Below are 20,318 nucleotides of genomic sequence, written 5' to 3' on the forward strand. Positions count from 1 at the left end.
TATGTGTTGGGGCTGTGTGTTGTGGGCTGTACCTCCAGCCTAGACACCAGTCAGGCAGGATGGCTGCGTACCAAGTGCGCACCTCGTACCAGAAACAACCGTGGGAGACACCCGGTGAGTTCCCCAGAAGCACACGTTCGCCCAGAGCGGAGCCCGTCCAAGGCCCCCGCGGGCCCTGTGGTGGCGATCACCGGTGCGGCGTCCGGCCTCGGCCATCTGCTCGCGCTGCGGCTCGTCGAGTCCGACGAGGTCAAGAAGGTCGTCGCGATCGACGAACGCCGCGGGGACGTGCCCGGAGCGACGTGGCGGGTGCTCGACGTCCGCGATCCCGCCATCGCGGAGAAACTGCGCGGCGTCGATGTCGTCGTCCATCTGGGTCTCGACCTCGATCTGGAGTCCGACCCCAAGGCGCGTACGGCCTTCAACGTGCGCGGCACCCAGACGGTGCTCACCGCGGCGGCCGCCGCCGGGGTGCGCCGCGCGGTGCTGTGCACCTCGGCGATGGTCTACGGCGCCCAGGCCGACAACGATGTGCCGCTCGCGGAGGACGCCCCGCTGCGGGCCACCGCCGAGGCCAGCTTCGTCGACGACCTGCTGGAGATCGAACGGCTGGGCCGCCGCGCGCCGCGCGCCCACCCCGGGCTGAACGTGACGATCCTGCGCCCCGCCGTCCTGGTCGGTGGCACGGACACCGCGCTGACCAGGTATTTCGAGTCGCCGCGGCTCCTGGTGGTGGCGGGCAGCCGGCCCTGCTGGCAGTTCTGCCACGTCGAGGACCTGGTGTCGGCGCTGGAGTACGCGGTGCTGGAGAAGGTCGACGGGGAGATGGCGGTCGGCTGTGACGGCTGGCTGGAGCAGGAGGAGGTCGAGGAACTGTCGGGCATCCGCCGGATGGAGCTGCCGCCGGCCATCGCCTTCGGCGCCGCCTCCCGCCTGCACCGGCTCGGCCTCACCCCGTCCCCGGCCGGTGACCTGGCGTACACCATGCACCCGTGGGTGGTCAGCGGCAGCCGGCTGCACGAGGCGGGCTGGCGCCCCCAGTGGACCAACGAGGAGGTGCTGGCCCAGCTCCTGGAGGAGGTCGCGGGCCGGAACTCCGTCGCGGGCCGCCGGCTCGGCCGCAAGGACGCCACCACGCTCGGCGCGGCCGGCGCGACGGTCGCCCTGGTGGGCACCGCCGCCCTGGTGCGCCGGGCCCGCAAGCGGCGCGGAATCTAGGTCGCACACGGCTCCGGAACGGCTCCGGAACGGCGCCGGAAGGGCTCGGCAACGGCGCCGGGAAGCGCCGCCGCCCCCCGGCGGAGCAACCACCGGAATCGAACTTCCGCATCGCGGGCGGATGAGGCAGCATGTGCCGCATGGCACCGACGCACGCTGACGCGCAGAACCCGATCCGGCTCCTGGAGATCCGTGACACGCCCCTGTCCGTGGACGAGGTCTTCGCGGCCGTCGGGCACGAGGCGGCGGGGGGCACGGCGCTGTTCGTCGGGACCGTACGCGACCACGACGGCGGTTCCGGTGCCGCGGTGACGGCGCTCGGCTACTCCTCGCATCCCACCGCGGAAGCGGAGATGCGGCGGATCGCCGAGAAGATCGCCGCGGAGTTCCCGGTCCGGGCGCTCGCCGCCGTCCACCGTGTGGGTGACCTCCAAGTGGGCGATTTGGCGGTGGTCGTGGCAGTCTCGTGTCCGCACCGCGGCGAGGCGTTCGAGGCCTGCCGGCGGCTGATCGACGAGCTCAAGGCCGAGGTCCCGATCTGGAAGCACCAGACCTTCGCGGACGGCCAGGAAGAGTGGGTCGGCGCGTAGCGCCGTCCGGCAGGGGTGGTGGTCGGGCGACGGGAGGGCGGGTCGGCGCGTAGCGCCGTCCGGCAGCCTCTCCGGTTGCGTAACTCCCCACCCGCCCCGACCGTTGTCCTACTGGGTAGCTAATCTGCTCATAGGTCCATAATTGGCGTACGCGGGGTCGGGAGTACTTCATGGCAGCGCTCGCTTGGTTGCTCATTCCGCTTGTGGCCGTGCTCGTTGCCACCGTCTGGGGCAGCTGGGCAGCGCGAACGCGTGCCACCGGGGACGGCTCCTCGCTGGCGGACTACGAGCGCTTCCGTGAGGCGATGCAGAAGTCGCATTCCGGTTAGCGGCACCGCGGACGCCCCCGCCGCTGCGGACCGGCCCAGCGGGCCGTTTGTCGGACCGGTCCCGTACATTCGTGGCATGCCACGCCGCACCGCGACGCTGATCGCCTCGACCCTGACGCTGATAGCGCTGTTGTGCGTCGCCCTTCTGACGCCGGCGCCGTACGCCGAGATGTCACCCGGGCCGACCGTCAACACCCTCGGCGATCACGGGGGTGAACCGGTCCTGCAGATTTCCGGGCACCAGACCTATCCGACGACCGGTCATCTCAACATGACCACCGTCCGGGTGACCGGTGCGGACTACCGGATGAACCTGGTGGAGGCCGTGGTCGGCTGGATCGGCCATGACGAGAAGGTCGTCGAGCACGACACCCTCTACCCGCAGGGCCAGACGGCCGAGCAGGCCGATCAGCAGAACGCCGAGGAGTTCACCCAGTCCCAGGACAGTGCCAAGGTCTCGGCGCTCAAGAAGCTGAACATCGCGGTCTCCTCCCGCGTCATCGTCGGCGCGGTCGTGAAGGGCAGCGCCTCCGAGGGCAAGCTGCACGCCGGCGACGTGATCAAGGCCGTGGACGGCACCGAGGTGAAGCAGCCCGGCGATGTCGCCAAGCTCGTCACCAAGCACCAGCCGGGCGAGAACGTCATCTTCACCGTCATCCCGGAGGAGGCGGCCAAGAAGAAGGACGGCGCGACGAAGGAGGTCGTGGTCACCACCCGGAAGTCGGCCGACGACGGCAAGGCGCGGGCGGTCGTCGGTATCCAGGCCGGTGTCGAGCACCTCTTCCCGTTCAGCATCGACATCAAGCTCGCCGATGTCGGCGGCCCGAGCGCGGGCCTGATGTTCGCCCTCGGCATCGTCGACAAGCTCACCCCGGGCGACATGACCGGTGGGAAGTTCGTGGCCGGCACCGGCACGATCGACGACAGCGGCAAGGTGGGCCCGATCGGCGGCATCGGCCTCAAGACGATCGGGGCCCGCGGGCAGGGCGCGCAGTACTTCCTGACCCCGGCGGACAACTGCGCCGAGGCCGCCAAGGACATCCCCTCCGGCCTCACCCTCGTCAAGGTGAGCACGATCGACGACGCCCTGTCGGCCCTGGAGAACATCAAGGCCGACAAGACGGACGCGCTGCCGAGCTGCTCGAAGAGCTGAGAAGAGCTGAGCCGCGGGACGGGCGGGCCCGTCACGGACCTGCCCGGCCGCGCGCCCGTGCTCAGCTCTCGAAGGTGGCGGCCAGTGCCTCCGCCAGGCCCGGTACCAGGTCGGAGCCGGTCAGGACCTCGGTGGCGGTGTCCTTGGAGCGGAGCCTGATGGCCGACTCGCGGGCACCGTTGCGCAGCACGGCGACCGTCATCCGCACCTCCTGGCGCTCAGGGTGCTCGGCGACCCATTTCGCCAGCTTGGCGTCGTTCAGCCCCTCCGGGATCGCCGCCTCCGCGGACGGCGGCAGCATCAGCCGCTCCACCGTCATGGCGCAGCCGGCGATGACGTCCGGCCAGGCGATCGTGGCGAGGAACTCGTCCAGCGCCTTGCCCTCGGGCAGCTCGTCCTGCTCGACCGGGGTCAGCGCCCCGGCGTTCTTCTCCGCGAGCCCCAGCTGATCGGCCAGGCCCGGTTCCTGTGTACGCAGGCGTGCGGTGTCGACCAGGGCGAACAGCCGCGCGGGCCGGTCCCAGCCGAGACCGGACGCATATTCGTCGATCTCCAGTACGGCACGGGTCAGCGGGCTCGCCGCGAGAGGTGCTCCATCGGTCGCAATGTTGGACATGGTCAATATCCTGCCTGTTCCCAGGCCAAAATCGGGAACCGAGTAAAGCGTGAGTAAGTTGCACCAGTGGGGGTCCGACCCGGGACGCCCGTAGACACCGAACTTTCGAGGTGCGCACCTTGGTATTCCAGATGCCGGATCGCGGCGGAGGTCCGACCGGGCCGCGGATCAGACTCGGCCGTCCGTCCCGGCGTACGCGGACGCTACTGATGACGCTTGGCGCGCTGATCGTGCTCGCCATCGCGTTCGTCATGTTCGCGGGCTTCTGGACGGACTGGCTCTGGTACCGCTCGGTCCATTATTCATCGGTCTTCACCACCACCCTGTGGACGAAGATCGGCCTGTTCTTCACCTTCGGCCTGCTGATGGCCGCGGCTGTCGGCGTCAACATCTACCTGGCCCACCGGCTCCGGCCGCCGCTCAGCGCGATGTCGCTGGAGCAGCAGAGCCTGGACCGATACCGGATGGGTATCGCGCCCTACAAGAAGTGGGTGCTGCTCGCGGTCTGCGCCATGGTCGGCCTCATCGCGGGCGGCTCGGCGTCCGGCCAGTGGCGTACGTGGCTGCTGTACACGAACGCCACGCAGTTCGGCACGAAGGATCCGCAGTTCCACAAGGACGTGGCGTTCTACGCCTTCGACCTGCCCTGGTACCGCTTCCTGCTGAGCTTCGGCTTCGCGGCCGTGGTGCTCGGCCTGGTGGCGGCCGCGCTGGTGCACTACCTGTACGGCGGTCTGCGGATCACCTCGCCCGGCGGGCGGGCCACGGCGGCGGCCACCGGCCACCTGTCGGTGCTGCTGGGGATCTTCGTGTCGCTCAAGGCGGTCGCGTACTGGCTGGACCGGTACGGCCTCGCGGTGAAGTCGAGCGACTTCAAGGCCACCACCAGCTGGACCGGTCTGCGCTACGTGGACGCGAACGCGTATCTGCCGGCGAAGAACATCCTCTTCGCCATCGCGATCATCTGCGCGCTGCTGTTCTTCGCGACGCTGTGGCGGCGCACCTGGTCGCTGCCGATGATCGGCTTCGGTCTGATGGTGCTCTCCGCGATCCTGATCGGCGGGCTCTACCCGGCGATCGTGCAGAAGTTCCAGGTGCAGCCGAACGAGGCCGCCAAGGAAGCGCCGTACATCCAGAAGAACATCGACGCGACCCGCGAGGCGTACGGGATCGGCGGCAGCAAGGTCAGCCCGTACCCCGGGACCCCGACCACGCCGAACAAGGACATCCTGCGGGCCGACGCCAACACCACGGCGAGTGTGCGTCTGCTGGACCCGAACGTGGTCTCGCCGACCTTCCAGCAGCTGCAGCAGACCCGCGGCTACTACGCCTTCCCGTCCACGCTCGACGTCGACCGGTACACGACCGACAAGAAGGAGCAGGACACGGTCGTCGGCCTGCGCGAGCTGAACGTCAACGGCATCCCCGAGAACAACTGGATCAACGACCACTTCAAGTACACCCACGGGTACGGAATGGTCGCGGCCAAGGGGACGAACGCGCTGGCGGACGGCTCGCCGGACTTCACCGAGAAGGACCTGCCGGCCACCGGCTCCCTCCCCGAGTACCAGCAGCGGATCTACTACGGCGAGCAGACCAAGCAGTACTCGATCGTCGGCGGCCCGACGAAGGAGATCGACTACACCGACAACAGCGGTGAGAAGGCGTACACCTACACCGGCAAGAGCGGGGTCGGGCTCGACAACCCGATCACGCGGGCCGCGTACGCGGTGAGCTTCGGTGAGCCGCAGATCCTGTACTCGGGGGCGATCGGCAAGGGCTCCAAGGTGCTCTACAACCGGACGCCGAAGGAGCGGGTCGAGGCCGTCGCGCCGTGGCTCACCATCGACGGCGACCCGTACCCGTCGGTCGTCGACGGCCATGTGAAGTGGATCGTGGACGCCTACACGACCACCAACGGCTATCCGTACGCCTCCCGCACCACGCTGGGGGACACCACGGCCGATTCGCTGACCGACGGCCAGCGCACGGTGCTCGCGCAGCAGAACCAGGTCAACTACATCCGGAACTCGGTCAAGGCGACCGTGGACGCGTACGACGGCACCGTCACCCTGTACCAGTGGGACGCCAAGGACCCGGTGCTGAAGACCTGGATGAAGGCCTTCCCCGGCACGGTCAAGGACAAGAGCGAGATCAGTCCCGACCTGATGGCGCACCTGCGGTACCCGCAGGACCTGTTCAAGGTGCAGCGGCAGCTGCTGACCCGTTACCACGTGACCAAGGCGTCGACGTTCTACAGCGGCAGCGAGGTGTGGCAGGTCCCGGACGACCCGGCGGCGAAGACCGGCAAGTCGGTTCCGCCGTACTACCTGAGCCTGAAGATGCCGGACCAGAGCTCGCAGGCGTTCTCGCTGACGACCACGTTCACGCCCAACGGGCGCGACAACCTCAGCGCGTTCATGGCGGTCGACGCCGATGCGACGAGCAAGGACTACGGCGCGATCAGACTGCTCCAACTGCCACCGAACACCACGGTGGACGGGCCCAAACAGGTGCAGAGCAAGCTCAACTCCGACAACAAGGTCGCGCCACAGATCAACCTCCTCAAACGCGGGGGCGATTCGACGGTCGAGTACGGCAATCTGCTCACGGTGCCGCTGAACGGCGGCCTGCTGTACGTGGAGCCGGTCTACGTCAGGGGCGCGGGCACCAACTACCCGCTGCTCAGGAAGGTTCTGGTGACCTATGGGAACCAGATCGGCTTCCAGGACACCCTTGAGGCGGCGCTGAACGAGGTGTTCAGCAGCGAAGGCGGCACCACCCAGCCACCACCGGCTACCGGGCAACCCACCAAGCCGGCACCCGATCCGACGGTCGCCGCGGCGCTCGCGGACGCCCAGAAGGCGTTCGACGCGGGCCAGGCGGCGCTGAAGGCCGGCGACTGGGCCAAGTACGGCCAGACGCAGAAGGATCTGGCCGCCGCACTCCAGAGGGCGGCGGAAGCGGAGCAGAAGACGGCAAAGAAGGGCTGATCAGACACACCGCGCGCCGTGGTACGGTTGGGACACAACGGCGCGGGGTGGAGCAGCTCGGTAGCTCGCTGGGCTCATAACCCAGAGGTCGCAGGTTCAAATCCTGTCCCCGCTACTGCAGAAGAGGCTCGGAGTCAACAGACTCCGGGCCTCTTCACTTATTTGGGGGACGCTCAGAGCTGTGCGTTTGGTAAGGCGTCAAGTCGGGAAGTCGACAAAACGCTGAAGTGACCAATTGGGTTGCGGTATACCAGGTGTACGGCGGTAACGGGTGGTGCGACGATGGACCTTATGGGGGATGGTGCAAGACTGCTGAATACTCGTCAGATCCATGATCGCGGGTCGACGGGTGACACGTCGACGTCCGCCTCCAGGCTCGTTCCGGCTGTCGCCAGTCTCCTGCCGGCGCCGCGCGCCGCCGATTCGCTTCCCGTTGCCAGAACCGACAGGACCGAGCTCTCCGACCTGCCCGAGGCCTCCGAGGCCGCCGAACTCGCCGACGAGGAAAGCCTCGCGGTCCGCGAAGAGGCCGAGATCGAGGTCCGGCACCGCCGGGCCGCGGACCACGGCGACCCGGCCGCCATGAGCGCGCTGGGCACCCTGCTGCTGCGCCGCGGCGACCTCGACGGGGCCGAGCCGTACCTGCGTGCCGCGACCGCCAACGGCGACCGCGCGGCCGCCAACAACCTTGCCCTGCTGCTGCATCAGCGCGGCTACCCGGACGAGGCGGCCAACTGGTGGCGGATCGCCGCCGTCGCGGGTTCCGCCCCGGCCGCGCACGCCCTGGGCCGGCACTACCGCGAGCGCGGCGACGAGCCCGGTGCCGAGTACTGGCTGCGCCAGGCCGCCGAGTCGGGCCACACGCTGGGCGCGTACGCCCTGGCCGATCTGCTCGACCACCGGCGGGACGTCGGCGCCGAGCGCTGGTTCCGGGTCGCCGCCGAGCACGGCCACCGCGAGGCCTCGTACCGCATCGCGCGGATCTGCGCCGAGCGCGGCGAGGAGCGCGAGGCCGAGCAGTGGTACCGGCAGGCCGCCGCGCGGCGGCACCGCCGCGCCGCGCTGCGCCTCGGCACGCTCCTGGAGGAGCGCGGCGAGACCAAGGAAGCCGGCCACTGGTACCTGACCGCGGCCCGCGACGGCGAGGCGCGCGCCGCCTGCGCGCTCGCCTTCCTGCTGCGCGACGCCGGTGACGTGGACTCCGCCGCCACGTGGTGGCGGCGCGCCGCCCAGGCGGGCGACGGCAACGCAGCCAACGCGCTCGGAGCGCTGCACGCCGAGGAGGGCGAGACGCAGACCGCCGAGCGCTGGTACCGCAGCGCCCTGGCGGCGGGCGACGTCAACGGGGCGTTCAACCTCGGCCTGCTCTGCGCCGGCCAGGGCCGTACCGCGCAGGCCGAGCAGTGGTACCGCAAGGCCGCGTACGCCGGACACCGCGAGGCCGCCAACGCGCTCGCCGTCCTGCTGCTGCAGCGCGGAGACGCGGCCGGCGCCGAGCCGTGGTTCTCCAAGGCGGCCGAGGCCGGCAGCATCGACGCCGCGTTCAACCTCGGCATCCTGCACACCAACCGGGGCGACGAGGCCGCCGCACGCGGCTGGTACGAGCGGGCCGCCGCGGCCGGCCACACCGAGGCCGCGCTCCAGGTCGCCATCGTGCTGCTGCGCGAGGGCGACAGCCACGGCGCGGAACGCCACCTGCGGTGCGCCGCGGGCGGCGGCAGCCCCGAGGCGGCCTTCCGGCTCGGCGCGCTGCTGGACCGCGCGGACACCGACGAGGCCGAGGAGGAGGCCGAGGAGTGGTACGGCCGCGCCGCCCGGCAGGGGCACCGCCGCGCCCAGGTGCGGCTCGGCATGTGCGCCGCCAAGCGCGGCGACGTGGTGGACGCGGCGCACTGGTACCGCGAGGCCGCCGAGGCGGGCAGCCGCAACGGCGCGTTCAACCTCGGGCTGCTGCTGGCCCGCGAGGGCAGCGAGCCCGAGGCCGCCCTGTGGTGGACCCGGGCCGCCGACGCGGGCCACGGCCGCGCCGCGCTGCGGATGGCGCTGCTCGCCGCCCGGCACGGCGAGCTGGCCGAGGCCCAGGGCTGGTGCGCGCGGGCGGTCGAGTGCGGCCCGGCCGAGGTCGCCGAGCGCGCCGCGCGGCTCACCGACGCCGTGCAGCACGAGCTCACGGCGTAGGTCGCGTCGTCGCAGGGCCGCCCCGGCCGGGCTCCGGCCCGGCCGCGCCCCCGCCGCTGCCCGCCCGGGACCTGATTTGCACTGCTCAGCGCCGCTGGTCTACAGTGAGGACACAACGGCGCGGGGTGGAGCAGCTCGGTAGCTCGCTGGGCTCATAACCCAGAGGTCGCAGGTTCAAATCCTGTCCCCGCTACTTCAGTACGAAGGCCCGGTTCCTGAGAAATCAGGGACCGGGCCTTCGTCGTTTTCCGCTGCCGCACGGTCCTGCCGCACGATGCCGCACGGTCCTGGTGCGCGGTCCTGTCGCACGGTCCAGGAGGGTCCGGAAGCCTCCCGGAGTAGTGCCTCGTACATCGTTCGGGCAAAAGCGCGCAAACAGCCTTGGAAGCCTTCCCCACCGGCGCGATCCTGGTCTCCTACGCGGTGCGGAGGAGGCGGGGTTGCTGCGCGGACGGTTTGGGCGGACCGTGCTGCGACGGCGTGACGGGCCGGCGCCGGCCACGGTGCTCGACGCGGAACGCTGGAGCGGGCTGTGCCGGGCGGCCGTGACCGGCCGGCCGGAGACCGTAGAGGCACTGCTGGACTCCCTGCGGGCCGCGGTGGACGGCGGCCTCCCGTACGACCGTGCCGCGGCGCTCGACGCCCTCCTGCGGTCGCCTCCCGAGCTGCTGCCCCACCTGGACCGCGGCGCCCGCGCCCCGGGCGCCACGACCGTGCCGCTCCGTCCGGGCGGCACCGATCCGCTGCGGTTGCTGCTGGCCTCGCTGGACCGCGACGGCCACGTCCGGCAGGCCGCGGTGGAGGCGCTGACCGGGGTCGGCGGGCCGCTGGCCGCGGCGGCGCTTGCCCTGCGCACGGTCGACTGGGTGCCCGCCGTACGGGAGTGCGCCGTGGCGGCGCTGCCCGTGCGGACCGCGCCCGACGAAGTCGCGGCCGCCGTGCGGCTGTTGCTGCGGCTGAGCGGCAGGCGCCGGGCGGGCGGTCGGCTGGCCGGGTACCGCGCGGTGCTCGCGGAGCCGGGGTACCGGCGGGCGGTCCGCGCGCTGGCCGCGGACGGCGATCCGCGGACCCGCCGGTTCGGGATGGAACTGGCCCTGGAACTGGGGAGTACGTACGTGGCGACCTGCTGCGGACCGCCCTGCGCGACCGGGACCAGGTGTGCCGGCGGCTGTGCGCGGAACGGCTGCTGGAGATCGATCCGGATCAGGCGGGACGGCTGATGTGGGCGCGCAGCGCGGCGGTGCGGGAGCTCGCGGTGGCCGCGCTGCCCGTCGACGTGCCGGCCGCGCGCCTGGTGAGCGTGCTCGCCGATCCGGCCCGGATGGTGCGGGCGCAGGCGCGGTGGCAGCTGTACCGGCGTGGTGAGCCGCCGGCCCGGGTCTACCGCAGACAGCTCGGCCGGTGCGGGCCCGGCGGTCCGGCGGGGCTGCTGGCCGGTCTGCTGGCGGGCCTGGGGGAGTGCGGGGACGCGACGGACGTGCCGGTGCTGCTCCGCTTCACCGAGCCGGGACCTGGACCTGGACCGGGATCTGGACCTGGAACCGGACCCGGGCCTGGACCGGCCGCCCGGCCCGCGCGGGTACGGCGCTGCGCGGTGCGGGCGCTGGGGCGGCTCGCGCCCGCGGACGATCTGGTCCGGTTGCTGGCGCCGCTGGCGCTCGACCCCGATCCGGGGGTGGCCAGGGAGGTGTTCGAGGCGCTGGCGCGGGTGGCCGCGCAGGTGCCCGCGGAAACGGTCTGGGTGGGCAGGACCCGTACCGAGCCCGCCGTGCGCAGGGCGGCCGAGCGGCTGGCGCCGGACGCGGGAGCCGATGCCGTCAGGAGCAGTCGGGGCACAGACCGCGGTAGGTGACCTCGACGTCGGCGATGGTGAAGCCGAAGCGCTCGGTCGCGGGGAGGCTCGCGAGCGGGTCGCCGGCGGGGTGGACATCGCGGATCGTGCCGCAGCGCGAGCAGATCAGATGCTGGTGCGGGTGGTGCGCGTTCGGGTCGTAGCGCTTGGCGCGGCCGTCCGTCGCGACCTCGATGACCTCACCGAGGGTCACCATCTCGCCGAGGGTGTTGTAGACGGTCGCCCGGGAGATCTCCGGCAGCCGGGAGGTGGCGCGGGCGTGCACCTCGTCGGCGGTCAGGTGCACGTGGTCGCCGTCGAGGACCTCGGCCACGACACGCCGCTGGGCGGTCAGCCGCCAGCCGCGTTCGCGCAGTCGTTCCAGAAGGTCACTCATACGCATCAGCCTAACAGCGCTCGGTCCGGGGTCTGAATGAGTCCGGGGATGTTTCTCTTCTTGACTTAGACTCTGTCTATCGTAGGATCGATTCCGGCGACAGCCAAGGGACAGGTCGATCAGGATCCAGGGAGACGCACGTGACGGTTCAGGAAACGGGCCCGCTGACCACCGAGGCCGGAGCACCGGTGGCGGACAACCAGAACAGCCAGACGGCGGGTCCGGGCGGCCCGGTGCTGATCCAGGACCAGTCGCTGCTGGAGAAGCTCGCGCACTTCAACCGTGAGCGCATCCCGGAGCGCATCGTGCACGCCCGCGGCGCCGGCGCCTACGGCACCTTCACGCTGACGCGTGACGTCTCGGAGTGGACCCGGGCGGCGTTCCTGTCCGAGGTCGGCAAGCAGACCGAGACCTTCCTGCGGTTCTCCACCGTGGCGGGCAACCTGGGTTCGGCGGACGCGGTGCGCGACCCGCGCGGTTTCGCGCTGAAGTTCTACACCGAGGACGGCAACTACGACCTCGTCGGGAACAACACCCCGGTGTTCTTCATCAAGGACGCCATCAAGTTCCCCGACTTCATCCACACCCAGAAGCGCGACCCGTACACCGGCTCCCAGGAGGCGGACAACGTATGGGACTTCTGGGGCCTGAGCCCCGAGTCGACGCACCAGGTGACCTGGCTCTTCGGTGACCGCGGCATCCCGGCGACGCTGCGCAACATGAACGGCTACGGCTCGCACACCTACCAGTGGAACAACGCCGCGGGCGAGGTCTTCTGGGTCAAGTACCACTTCAAGACCGACCAGGGCATCAAGAACCTGACCACGGACGAGGCGAACCGGCTCTCGGGCATGGACCCCGACTCGCACCAGCGCGATCTGCGCGAGTCGATAGAGCGCGGCGACTTCCCGTCCTGGACGGTGCAGGTCCAGATCATGCCGGCGGCCGAGGCGGCGAACTACCGCTTCAACCCGTTCGACCTCACCAAGGTGTGGCCGCACGCGGACTACCCGCCGATCGAGATCGGCAAGCTGGAGCTCAACCGCAACCCGGAGAACATCTTCGCCGAGGTCGAGCAGTCGATCTTCTCCCCGGCGCACTTCGTGCCCGGCATCGGCCCGTCCCCGGACAAGATGCTCCAGGGCCGGCTCTTCGCGTACGGCGACGCCCACCGCTACCGCGTCGGCATCAACGCCGACCACCTGCCGGTGAACCGTCCGCACGCCACCGAGGCGCGCACCAACAGCCGTGACGGCTACCTGTACGACGGCCGGCACAAGGGCGCCAAGAACTACGAGCCGAACAGCTTCGGCGGCCCGCGGCAGACGAACGAACCGCTGTGGCAGCCGGTCCCGGTCTCCGGTGCCACCGGCACCTCCGAGGCGCCCTCGCACGCCGAGGACGACGACTTCGTGCAGGCCGGAAACCTCTACCGCGCCCTGTCCGAGGACGAGAAGGAGCGCCTGGTCGACAACCTGGCGCAGTTCATCTCCAAGGTCTCGCGCGACGACATCGCCGAGCGCGCGGTGCACAACTTCCGCCAGGCGGACCCCGACTACGGCAAGCGGCTGGAAGCCGCGGTCCAGGCCCTCCGCGGCTGACGGACGCTTGTCGTAAAACCGAAGAGGCCGGACGCCATGGGGCTCCGGCCTCTTCGCCGTCCCTGGCCGGAACGGCCGTCGGCGCGGGTCGCGGGCGGGGGTCAGCCGGCCAGTGCGCTCTGCGCTCCGGCGGTGGCCCGGTCCGGGGCCCAGCAGCGGATGATGTCGCGGACCGACACGATCCCGATGGGGTCGCGGCCGTCCAGCACGATCAGATGCCGGAAACCGCCGTGCACCATGGCGGACGCGGCGTCCTCCAGGGTCCACTCGGGCGTCGCGAAGACGACGTCGGTGGTGGTGTGGTCGTGGGCGGTCTCGACGTCCGGGTTCAGACCGGTGCCGATGGCGTTGAGGATGTCGCGCTCGGTGAGGATGCCGACTCCCCAGGTGTCGGAGTCGAGGACGACGGCCGCGCCGATCCGCCGGACGGCCATCAGGTGGGCGGCCTGGCGCAGTGTGTGGGCGGGTCCGATGGTCAGGACGACGGTGCTCATGGCGTCTCGGACGAGCATGGGCTACCCCTAGAGAATGCTTTCACAAGTTCACAAGCTCGGGCATTCTCATGTTCACATGCTCTGTCCGGCTCAGCAAGGGGAGGCGCGCCGCCGTTTCGTTCAGCCCGTGCGCCCCAGGTATCCCAGCAGCTCCTCGTGGAGGTGCCCGTTCGAGGCCGCCGCGTTCCCGCCGAACGGGCCGGGCTCGCCGTCCAGGCTGGTGTACCGGCCGCCGGCCTCCTGGACGATGACGGCGGGCGCCGCCATGTCCCACAGGCTCAGCTCCGGCTCGGCGCAGATGTCGACCGAGCCCTCGGCGACCATCATGTACGGCCAGAAATCGCCGTAGCCGCGGGTGCGCCAGCAGTTCCGGGACAGGTGCAGAAAGCCGTCGAGCCGGCCCTGCTCCTCCCAGCCGCTGAGCGAGGAGTACGCGAAGGACGCGTCCTCCAGCTTGTTGATCTTCGACACCGCCAGCCGCGTGGCAGCCGACAGGCTGCGCCCGGTGTACGCGCCCCGGCCCTTGGAGGCCCACCAGCGCCGCCCGAGCGCCGGCGCGGAGACCACGCCCACCACGCCTTCGTCGCCGTGCTCGCCGCTCACCACCAGGGAGATGAGGGTGGCCCAGACGGGGACCCCGCGCACGTAGTTCTTGGTGCCGTCGATCGGGTCGACGATCCACCGCCGCGGGCCGTTGCCGTGGCTGCCGTACTCCTCGCCGAGCACCGCGTCCCGCGGCCGGGCGCGGCCCAACTGGCTGCGGATCAGCTCCTCCGCCGCTTTGTCGGCCTCGCTCACCGGCGTCATGTCGGGCTTGGTCTCGACCTTGAGGTCCAGAGCCTTGAAGCGCTCCATGGTGGTGGCGTCGGCGGCATCCGCGAGGATGTGGGCGAGGCGCAGGTCGTCGTTGAAGTCGGGCATAAGGCGAACAGTAGCGATCGCAACCGGCCGAGGTCACGCGGACGGTGCGCGGAGCCTTGACAGGGGTCCGCGGCGCGTCAATTCTTTGCCCACGGCCGCTGTCCGGGACATATGCGGGGCCTTGGAGGCGATGATGCCTACTGCGCGGGAATCATTACTGGACGCGGCTCTGGCCGCACTGGGCGCCCGGCCCTGGGCGGCGGTGCGGATGGTCGACGTGGCGCTGTCTGCCGGGGTGTCCCGGCAGACCCTCTACAACGAGTTCAGCAGCAAGGACGGCCTCGCCCGCGCGCTCGCGCGCCGCGAGGCCGACACGTTTCTGGCCGGGGTCGAGAACGCCCTGGCGGAAGCGGAACGGCAGGGCGCGGACGCGGGCGACTGCTTCGCCGCCGCCGCGGCCTGGACGCTGCACAGCGCGCGCCGCAGCCCGCTGGTCCGCGCCACCCTGACGGGCTGCCGCAGCGAGCGGCTGCCGGCCGTGGCGGCAGCCGGGATCCCGCTCCAGCGCTCACCGCATCCGACGCGTTTCACCGCCGCGCCCGCCTCGATGGCGCAGCCCCCGGTGGCGGCGGCCGCGCCCGCGCCCGGCGAACTCGTCACCGAGATCCGCAACCGGGCGGTCGGCGCTCTCGAACACGGCTATCCCAAGCTGGATCTGGCCGACATCGGCTGGGCGTGCGAGGTCGCGGTCCGGCTCACCCTCGCCTACGTCGTCGCCCCCTCGGCCTCCGACGAGGACGCCTGCCTGCAGGTCGCGCGGCTGGTCCGCGGGCTGCTGGCGCACGGCTGGTGAGCCGCGGGCGGGCCGGTCAGCGCCTCCCATGGTGCTGCTGCTGGTCCTCGCCCCGGTGCTGCTGCCCGAGTACCGCGCCCCGCGGGCGGGCCGGTTCGACGTGCTCGGCGCGTTCCTGTCGCTCGCCGCCGTCCTCCCGGTCATCTACGGGATCAAGCAGATGGCCGTGCACGGAGTCGAGCCGGTGCCCGCCCTGTCGGTCGTCGCGGGCGTGGTGGTGGCCTGGCTCTTCGTCCGCAGGCAGCGCACCTCGGCCGACCCGCTGATCGACATCGAGCTGTTCCGGCAGCGCACGTTCACAGCGTCCCTGCTGATCAACGTGCTGGCGATGTTCGCCTTCATCGGCGTCACGCTCTACACCAACCAGTATCTGCAACTCGTCCTCGGCAAGAGCCCGTTCCACGCCGCGCTCTACCACGACCGGATGACCGGTACGCCGGCGGCGGCGCACGAGACCCTCGGCGGCGCGGTCGCCGCGGCCGCGCGGCTGCCCGGCAGGGCCGGCACCGAACTGCTCGGCACCGCACGGGAAGCGTTCACCGCGGGCGTCCACGCCGCCGCCTTCGACGCCGCGGAGGCGGTCGCGCGCTGAGTCCGCAGAGGGGGTCGTCCGGCGAATCCGCCGGGCGGCCTCCTTAGGTCAGTGCGAGGAGCCCGACAGCTGCAGACCCACAACGCCCGCCAGGACCAGGCAGATCGAGACGATCTTGAGCGTCGAGACGATGTCGCCGAGGAAGACCATGCCGTAGATGGCGGTTCCCGAGGCGCCGATCCCCGTCCACACCGCGTACGCGGGACCGACGTCGAGCTTCTTCAGGGACAGGGTGAGCAGGCCGAAGCTCCCGAGGGCGAAGACCGCGAAGGCGATCGTCGGCCACAGGCGGGTGAACCCGTGGGAGAGCTTGAGACAGACCGCGAAGCCGGTCTCCAGGATGCCTGCGACCACCACGAGCAGCCATGCCATCGAGGTGCCTCCCGTTCCGTCGCCCTGCCTGCCGTCCGAGGCGCCGCCGTCGGACTGATGGATCATCACACAGCATGCCCGGAAATGGCGGCAACGTTCCTCGGATGCAGGGGCAAACGGGCGAACGGGCGAACGAGGGCGCCGGGGAACCCGCGCCAGGGATCAGTCGCCCTCGCGGCGTTCGCGGGTCGCCAGCAGCCGGCGCAGCGAGTCGAGCCGGGCCGGATCGGCGTGGCCGGCGGCGACCCACGCGTCCAGCGCGCACTCGGGCTCGTCATGGCTGCAGCCGCGCGGGCACTCCTCGGTCCCCGCCACCAGTTCGGGGAAGGCCAGGATGACGCGGGACGGATCGATGTGGTGCAGGCCGAAGGAGCGCACGCCCGGGGTGTCCACGACCCAGCCGTCGGCGTCGCCCGGCAGCGGGAGGGCCAGCGCCGACGTGGTGGTGTGCCGGCCGCGGCCGGTGACGGCGTTGACGATGCCGGTGGCGCGCTGCCGCTCGACGAGCGCGTTCACCAGCGTGGTCTTGCCGACCCCGCTGTGCCCGACGAACGCGGTGATCCGGCCCTTGAGGCGCTCGCGGACCGCGTCCACCCCGCCGGTCAGGAAGTCGTCCCGGGTGGTGACCACATAGGAGACGCCCAGCGTCGCGTACGTCTCCAGCAGGGTGTCCGCCGAGGCCAGATCGGACTTGGTCAGCACGAGCAGCGGCTCCAGGCCCGCGTCGTACGCCGCCACCAGACAGCGGTCGATCATGCGGGGGCGCGGCTCGGGGTCGGCCAGCGCGGTGACGATCGCGAGCTGGTCGGCGTTGGCGACGACCACGCGCTCGTACGGATCGTCGTCGTCGGCGGTGCGCCGCAGCACGGACTTGCGCGGCTCGACCCGCACGATCCGCGCCAGGGTGTCCTTGCCGCCGCTCAGGTCGCCGACGACCGCGACCCGGTCGCCCACCACGGCGCTCTTGCGGCCCAGCTCACGGGCCTTCATCGCGACGATGGTGCGGTCCTCGATCAGGACGTGCAGCCGGCCGCGGTCCACGGTGAGGACCATGCCCTCGGCCGCGTCCTCGTGCTTGGGCCGGATGTTGGTGCGGGGACGGTTGCCCTTGGTGTTCGGGCGGACGCGGATGTCGTCCTCGTCGGGGTTCTTGCCGTAGCGGCGCATGGCGCGGTCAGCCCCGCCCCGCCGTGACGGGGGTCCCGAGCATCTCGGTCCACAGCTCCGGGAACTCCGGGAGCGTCTTGGCGGTGGTGGCGACGTTCTCCACCTGGACGCCGGGCACGGCCAGGCCGAGCACGGCCGCCGCCGTCGCCAGCCGGTGGTCCTCGTAGGTGTGGAAGACCCCGCCGCGCAGCGCGCGGGGCCGGATCCGCAGTCCGTCCCCGGTCTCGGTGGCGTCGCCGCCCAGGCCGTTGATCTCCGTGACGAGCGCCGCGAGGCGGTCCGTCTCATGCAGCCGCAGATGCGCGACCCCGGACAGCACGGACTCCGACTCGGCCAGCGCGGCGACCGCCGCGATGACGGGCGTCAGCTCGCCGACCTCGTGCAGGTCCGCGGTGATGCCCAGGATCCGGCCGGTGCCGGTGAACGTCAGCCCCTGCTCGGTCAGCTCGCACGTACCGCCCATGCGGGTGAAGATCTCCCGCAGGGCGTCGCCCGGCTGGGTGGTCCGCTCCGGCCAGTCCGGCACGGTGACCCGGCCGCCGGTGACCAGCGCCGCCGCCAGGAACGGCGCCGCGTTCGACAGATCCGGCTCCACCGTCAGGTCCCGGCCGAGCAGCGCGCTCGGCGCGACCCGCCAGACGTTCGGCTCTCCGCCGTCCTGCGGGGCGTCCACCTTCGCGCCCGCGACCCGCAGCATGTCGATCGTCATGCGGATGTGGGGGAGGGAGGGGAGCGTGTGGCCGGTGTGCCGCAGCTCGAGACCCTGGTTGAACCGCGGCCCCGACAGCAGCAGCGCGCTCACGAACTGCGAGGACGACGAGGCGTCGACCTCCACCGGCCCGCCGGACAGCGAGCCGGCGCCCTGCACGGTCAGCGGCAGCGCGCCGCGTCCCTCGTCGTCGATCCGGGCGCCCAGCGTGCGCAGCGCGTCGATCACGCCCTGCAGCGGCCGCTCGTACGCCCGCGGGTCGCCCTCGAAGCGGACCGGGCCGTCGGCCAGCGCCGCGACCGGCGGCAGGAAGCGCATGACGGTGCCGGCGTTGCCGACGTCGATCCGCGCCGGTCCGTGCAGCCCGGCCGGGATGACCCGCCAGGCCTCGCCGCCGCCGACCGTGTTCACCTGCTCGTCGATCTGCACGCCCATGGCGCGCAGCGCGTCCGCCATCAGCACGGTGTCGCGGCTGCGCAGCGGGCGCCGGATCCAGCCGGGCTCGGAGGCGTGCGCGGCGAGCACCAGCGCGCGATTGGTGACCGATTTGGATCCGGGCACAGTGACCGTCGCGTCGACGGGGCCGGAGGCGACGGGGGCGGGCCAGAGAGCGGTGTGCGGGGAACTGTCGGTCATGGGCACCTAGCCTAGTGGCTGGCGGCGGCCCCGCCCGGAGTGCGGGAGCCCGGCAGGAGGCCGCGGAGGGCCGTACCGGAGCCCGGCGCGGACCCGGTGGGCCCCACCGGCCTCACAGGCCGAGCAGCCAGCGCCCGCCGCCGACGAGCGCGCAGCCGGCCGTCGCGTAGAAGAGCAGCAGCCACAGGCCCACCGGGGTGTGGGTCAGCCGGCCCAGCTGGTCCGCGTCCGAGGTGTTCGACCGTTCGCGTCTGCGGGTGCGCTGCAGCTCGAAGACCGGACGCGAGCCGCCGAGCAGCAGGAACCAGACGACGAGGTAGGCGAAGGCCGCCTGCACCTGCGGTCCGGTCAGCCAGGAGACCAGCAGGAACGCGGCACCGGTCACCACGACCGTGAGCGCCCCGTACGCGTTGCGGATCATGATCAGCATCGCCAGCAGCAGCGCCGTGGCCCCCCACAGCAGCGCGGTGATGTGCCCGGCGGCCAGCAGCGCGGCCCCGGCCAGGCCCAGCAGCGGCGGCGCGGTGTACCCGGCGGCGGCCGTCAGGATCATGCCGAGCCCTGAGGGCTTGCCGCGCGAGACGGTGAGGCCCGAGGTGTCCGAGTGCAGCCGGATGCCCTCCAGGCTGCGCCCGGTCAGCAGCGCGAGCAGGCCGTGGCCGCCCTCGTGCGCGATGGTGATCGCGTTGCGGCTCAGCCGCCATATGCCGTCCGGCAGCACGGCGGCGAGCGCTATCAGCGCCGTACCGCCGACCAGCCAGGCCGACGGATCGGGCTGGGTACCGACCACGCGGTCCCATAGTTCCGTGAAGCTCTTGATATCCATCGTTCCCCTGCAACGAGCGGCGCCATGTCGGAGTGCCGTGGCAGTCTGGCACTCATGTGTGGTCGATATGCGGCGAGCCGGCGACCCGAGGATCTGACGGCTCTCTTCGAGGTCCAGCAGCGGGAGCCGAAGGAGGAGTTGGCGCCGAACTGGAATGTGGCGCCGACGGATCCGGTGTACGTCGTGCTGGAGCGCCCGCTGAAGGGCGCGGAGACCCCCGAGCCGGTACGGCAGCTGCGGAAGCTGCGCTGGGGGCTGGTGCCGTCGTGGGCGAAGACCCCGGACGTCGGCGTGAAGATGATCAACGCGCGGGCGGAGACCGTGCACGAGAAGCCGTCCTTCCGCCGCCCCTTCAGCGCCCGCCGCTGCCTCATACCCGCCGACGGTTATTACGAATGGGGTCTCCCCGCCGAAGGTAGGGGACGGGTGACAGAGGAAGGAGCGCGGCAGCTGGAGGAGCAGGGGAAGAAGAAGCGGGCGCGCAAGCAGCCGTACTTCGTGACCCCCGCGGACGGCTCGGTGATGGCGATGGCCGGGCTGTACGAGTTCTGGCGGGACCGGACGCTGCCCGACGACCACCCGCAGGCGTGGTGGTCCACCTGCACCGTCATCACGACGGAGGCGGAGCAGACCCCGCCCGCCGGATTCACCGGCGAGGGGCCGGCCTCGCTGGCCTCCGTCCACCCCCGGATGCCGCTGGTGCTGACCCCGGACCGCTGGGACGCCTGGCTGGATCCGGCCACCACCGATCCCGACGAGCTGCGTGGCCTGCTCGCGCCGCCGGCCGCCGGGCTGATGCGGTTGTATCCGGTGGGCACGGACGTCAGCAACGTCAGGAACAACGGGCCGCAGCTGACCGACGCGCTGGCCGCCCCCGCGGAGGAAACCCTTTTCTGACCGGG

Annotated in this window: 20 protein-coding genes and 2 tRNA genes; 14 read left to right on the forward strand and 8 right to left on the reverse strand. The window is 71.5% G+C overall.

Annotated features, from left to right (window positions below; all coding sequences use genetic code 11):
* Positions 1-114 precede the first annotated feature (114 nt).
* From LNW72_RS26285 to LNW72_RS26300, 4 genes are all read left to right on the forward strand, one after another.
* Positions 115-1,218 (forward strand): SDR family oxidoreductase, encoded by a 1,104-nt coding sequence (locus tag LNW72_RS26285; RefSeq protein WP_250977615.1) that lies wholly within the window; start codon positions 115-117, stop codon positions 1,216-1,218.
* A gap of 131 nt (positions 1,219-1,349) precedes the next feature.
* Positions 1,350-1,808, forward strand: coding sequence for a molybdenum cofactor biosynthesis protein MoaE (locus LNW72_RS26290; RefSeq protein WP_250977616.1), 459 nt, complete (start codon positions 1,350-1,352; stop codon positions 1,806-1,808).
* Between the two features lie 170 nt (positions 1,809-1,978).
* Complete coding sequence (locus LNW72_RS26295) at positions 1,979-2,137, forward strand: hypothetical protein (RefSeq protein ID WP_187145007.1); 159 nt, start codon at positions 1,979-1,981, stop codon at positions 2,135-2,137.
* Positions 2,138-2,213: 76 nt separating this feature from the next.
* Entirely contained in the window at positions 2,214-3,290 is a 1,077-nt protein-coding gene (locus LNW72_RS26300; protein WP_250977617.1) for a PDZ domain-containing protein, read from the forward strand.
* Between the two features lie 61 nt (positions 3,291-3,351).
* Here LNW72_RS26300 and LNW72_RS26305 read toward each other — a convergent pair whose 3' ends face one another.
* On the reverse strand, positions 3,352-3,906 hold the full coding sequence (locus tag LNW72_RS26305; protein ID WP_203675294.1) for a PPA1309 family protein: 555 nt from the start codon (positions 3,904-3,906) through the stop codon (positions 3,352-3,354).
* Positions 3,907-4,037: 131 nt separating this feature from the next.
* Between LNW72_RS26305 and LNW72_RS26310 the strand changes: the two genes are divergently transcribed.
* The 6 genes from LNW72_RS26310 to LNW72_RS26335 all read left to right on the forward strand — a co-directional run bounded on the left by LNW72_RS26310 (position 4,038) and on the right by LNW72_RS26335 (position 10,929).
* Positions 4,038-6,899, forward strand: coding sequence for a UPF0182 family protein (locus LNW72_RS26310; RefSeq protein WP_250980320.1), 2,862 nt, complete (start codon positions 4,038-4,040; stop codon positions 6,897-6,899).
* A gap of 41 nt (positions 6,900-6,940) precedes the next feature.
* Positions 6,941-7,014 (forward strand) — tRNA-Met (locus tag LNW72_RS26315).
* A 167-nt stretch (positions 7,015-7,181) separates the two neighbouring features.
* Positions 7,182-9,077, forward strand: a complete 1,896-nt coding sequence (locus tag LNW72_RS26320; RefSeq protein WP_250977618.1) for a tetratricopeptide repeat protein — start codon at positions 7,182-7,184, stop codon at positions 9,075-9,077.
* A 119-nt stretch (positions 9,078-9,196) separates the two neighbouring features.
* A tRNA-Met gene (locus LNW72_RS26325) sits at positions 9,197-9,270 on the forward strand.
* A 274-nt stretch (positions 9,271-9,544) separates the two neighbouring features.
* Entirely contained in the window at positions 9,545-10,297 is a 753-nt protein-coding gene (locus tag LNW72_RS26330; RefSeq protein ID WP_250977619.1) for a hypothetical protein, read from the forward strand.
* Positions 10,297-10,929 carry a hypothetical protein gene (locus LNW72_RS26335; protein WP_250980496.1) on the forward strand — a complete coding sequence of 211 codons (633 nt, stop codon included), beginning with the start codon at positions 10,297-10,299 and terminating at the stop codon, positions 10,927-10,929. Before LNW72_RS26330 ends, LNW72_RS26335 begins: the two co-directional genes overlap by 1 nt.
* Here LNW72_RS26335 and LNW72_RS26340 read toward each other — a convergent pair.
* The gene (locus LNW72_RS26340) at positions 10,895-11,305 is read right to left on the reverse strand and encodes a Fur family transcriptional regulator (protein ID WP_138350940.1); all 411 of its coding nucleotides are present in this window, start codon (positions 11,303-11,305) and stop codon (positions 10,895-10,897) included. The genes LNW72_RS26335 and LNW72_RS26340 overlap by 35 nt on opposite strands.
* Before the next feature lie 140 nt (positions 11,306-11,445).
* Here LNW72_RS26340 and LNW72_RS26345 point away from each other — a divergent pair, with 140 nt between their 5' ends.
* Entirely contained in the window at positions 11,446-12,906 is a 1,461-nt protein-coding gene (locus LNW72_RS26345; RefSeq protein ID WP_250977620.1) for a catalase, read from the forward strand.
* Positions 12,907-13,007: 101 nt separating this feature from the next.
* Here the strand turns inward: LNW72_RS26345 and LNW72_RS26350 are convergent, their stop codons facing one another.
* Together LNW72_RS26350 and hisN are read right to left on the reverse strand one after the other, a co-directional pair.
* A complete protein-coding gene (locus LNW72_RS26350) occupies positions 13,008-13,418 on the reverse strand; it encodes a cyclic nucleotide-binding/CBS domain-containing protein (RefSeq protein ID WP_250977621.1) in 411 nt (136 codons plus the stop codon).
* Positions 13,419-13,520: 102 nt separating this feature from the next.
* Positions 13,521-14,321 carry a histidinol-phosphatase gene (hisN, locus tag LNW72_RS26355; RefSeq protein WP_250977622.1) on the reverse strand — a complete coding sequence of 267 codons (801 nt, stop codon included), beginning with the start codon at positions 14,319-14,321 and terminating at the stop codon, positions 13,521-13,523.
* 133 nt (positions 14,322-14,454) lie between these two features.
* Between hisN and LNW72_RS26360 the strand changes: the two genes are divergently transcribed.
* Positions 14,455-15,114, forward strand: a complete 660-nt coding sequence (locus LNW72_RS26360; RefSeq protein WP_250977623.1) for a TetR family transcriptional regulator — start codon at positions 14,455-14,457, stop codon at positions 15,112-15,114.
* A gap of 28 nt (positions 15,115-15,142) precedes the next feature.
* Positions 15,143-15,706 carry a hypothetical protein gene (locus LNW72_RS26365; protein ID WP_250977624.1) on the forward strand — a complete coding sequence of 188 codons (564 nt, stop codon included), beginning with the start codon at positions 15,143-15,145 and terminating at the stop codon, positions 15,704-15,706.
* A gap of 48 nt (positions 15,707-15,754) precedes the next feature.
* Here the strand turns inward: LNW72_RS26365 and LNW72_RS26370 are convergent, their stop codons facing one another.
* The 4 genes from LNW72_RS26370 to LNW72_RS26385 form a co-directional block, all read right to left on the reverse strand.
* On the reverse strand, positions 15,755-16,078 hold the full coding sequence (locus LNW72_RS26370) for a multidrug efflux SMR transporter (RefSeq protein ID WP_138351078.1): 324 nt from the start codon (positions 16,076-16,078) through the stop codon (positions 15,755-15,757).
* A gap of 162 nt (positions 16,079-16,240) precedes the next feature.
* Positions 16,241-17,245 carry a ribosome small subunit-dependent GTPase A gene (gene rsgA / locus LNW72_RS26375; RefSeq protein ID WP_138350934.1) on the reverse strand — a complete coding sequence of 335 codons (1,005 nt, stop codon included), beginning with the start codon at positions 17,243-17,245 and terminating at the stop codon, positions 16,241-16,243.
* 7 nt (positions 17,246-17,252) lie between these two features.
* A complete protein-coding gene (gene aroA, locus LNW72_RS26380) occupies positions 17,253-18,590 on the reverse strand; it encodes a 3-phosphoshikimate 1-carboxyvinyltransferase (protein ID WP_250977625.1) in 1,338 nt (445 codons plus the stop codon).
* A 112-nt stretch (positions 18,591-18,702) separates the two neighbouring features.
* Positions 18,703-19,416 (reverse strand): M50 family metallopeptidase, encoded by a 714-nt coding sequence (locus tag LNW72_RS26385; RefSeq protein ID WP_250977626.1) that lies wholly within the window; start codon positions 19,414-19,416, stop codon positions 18,703-18,705.
* 54 nt (positions 19,417-19,470) lie between these two features.
* Between LNW72_RS26385 and LNW72_RS26390 the strand changes: the two genes are divergently transcribed.
* Positions 19,471-20,313 (forward strand): SOS response-associated peptidase, encoded by an 843-nt coding sequence (locus LNW72_RS26390; RefSeq protein ID WP_250977627.1) that lies wholly within the window; start codon positions 19,471-19,473, stop codon positions 20,311-20,313.
* Positions 20,314-20,318: the final 5 nt, after the last annotated feature.

Origin of the sequence: Streptomyces sp. RKAG293 (genome assembly GCF_023701745.1) — a bacterium.
In the GTDB taxonomy this organism is placed as follows: Bacteria; Actinomycetota; Actinomycetes; order Streptomycetales; family Streptomycetaceae; genus Actinacidiphila.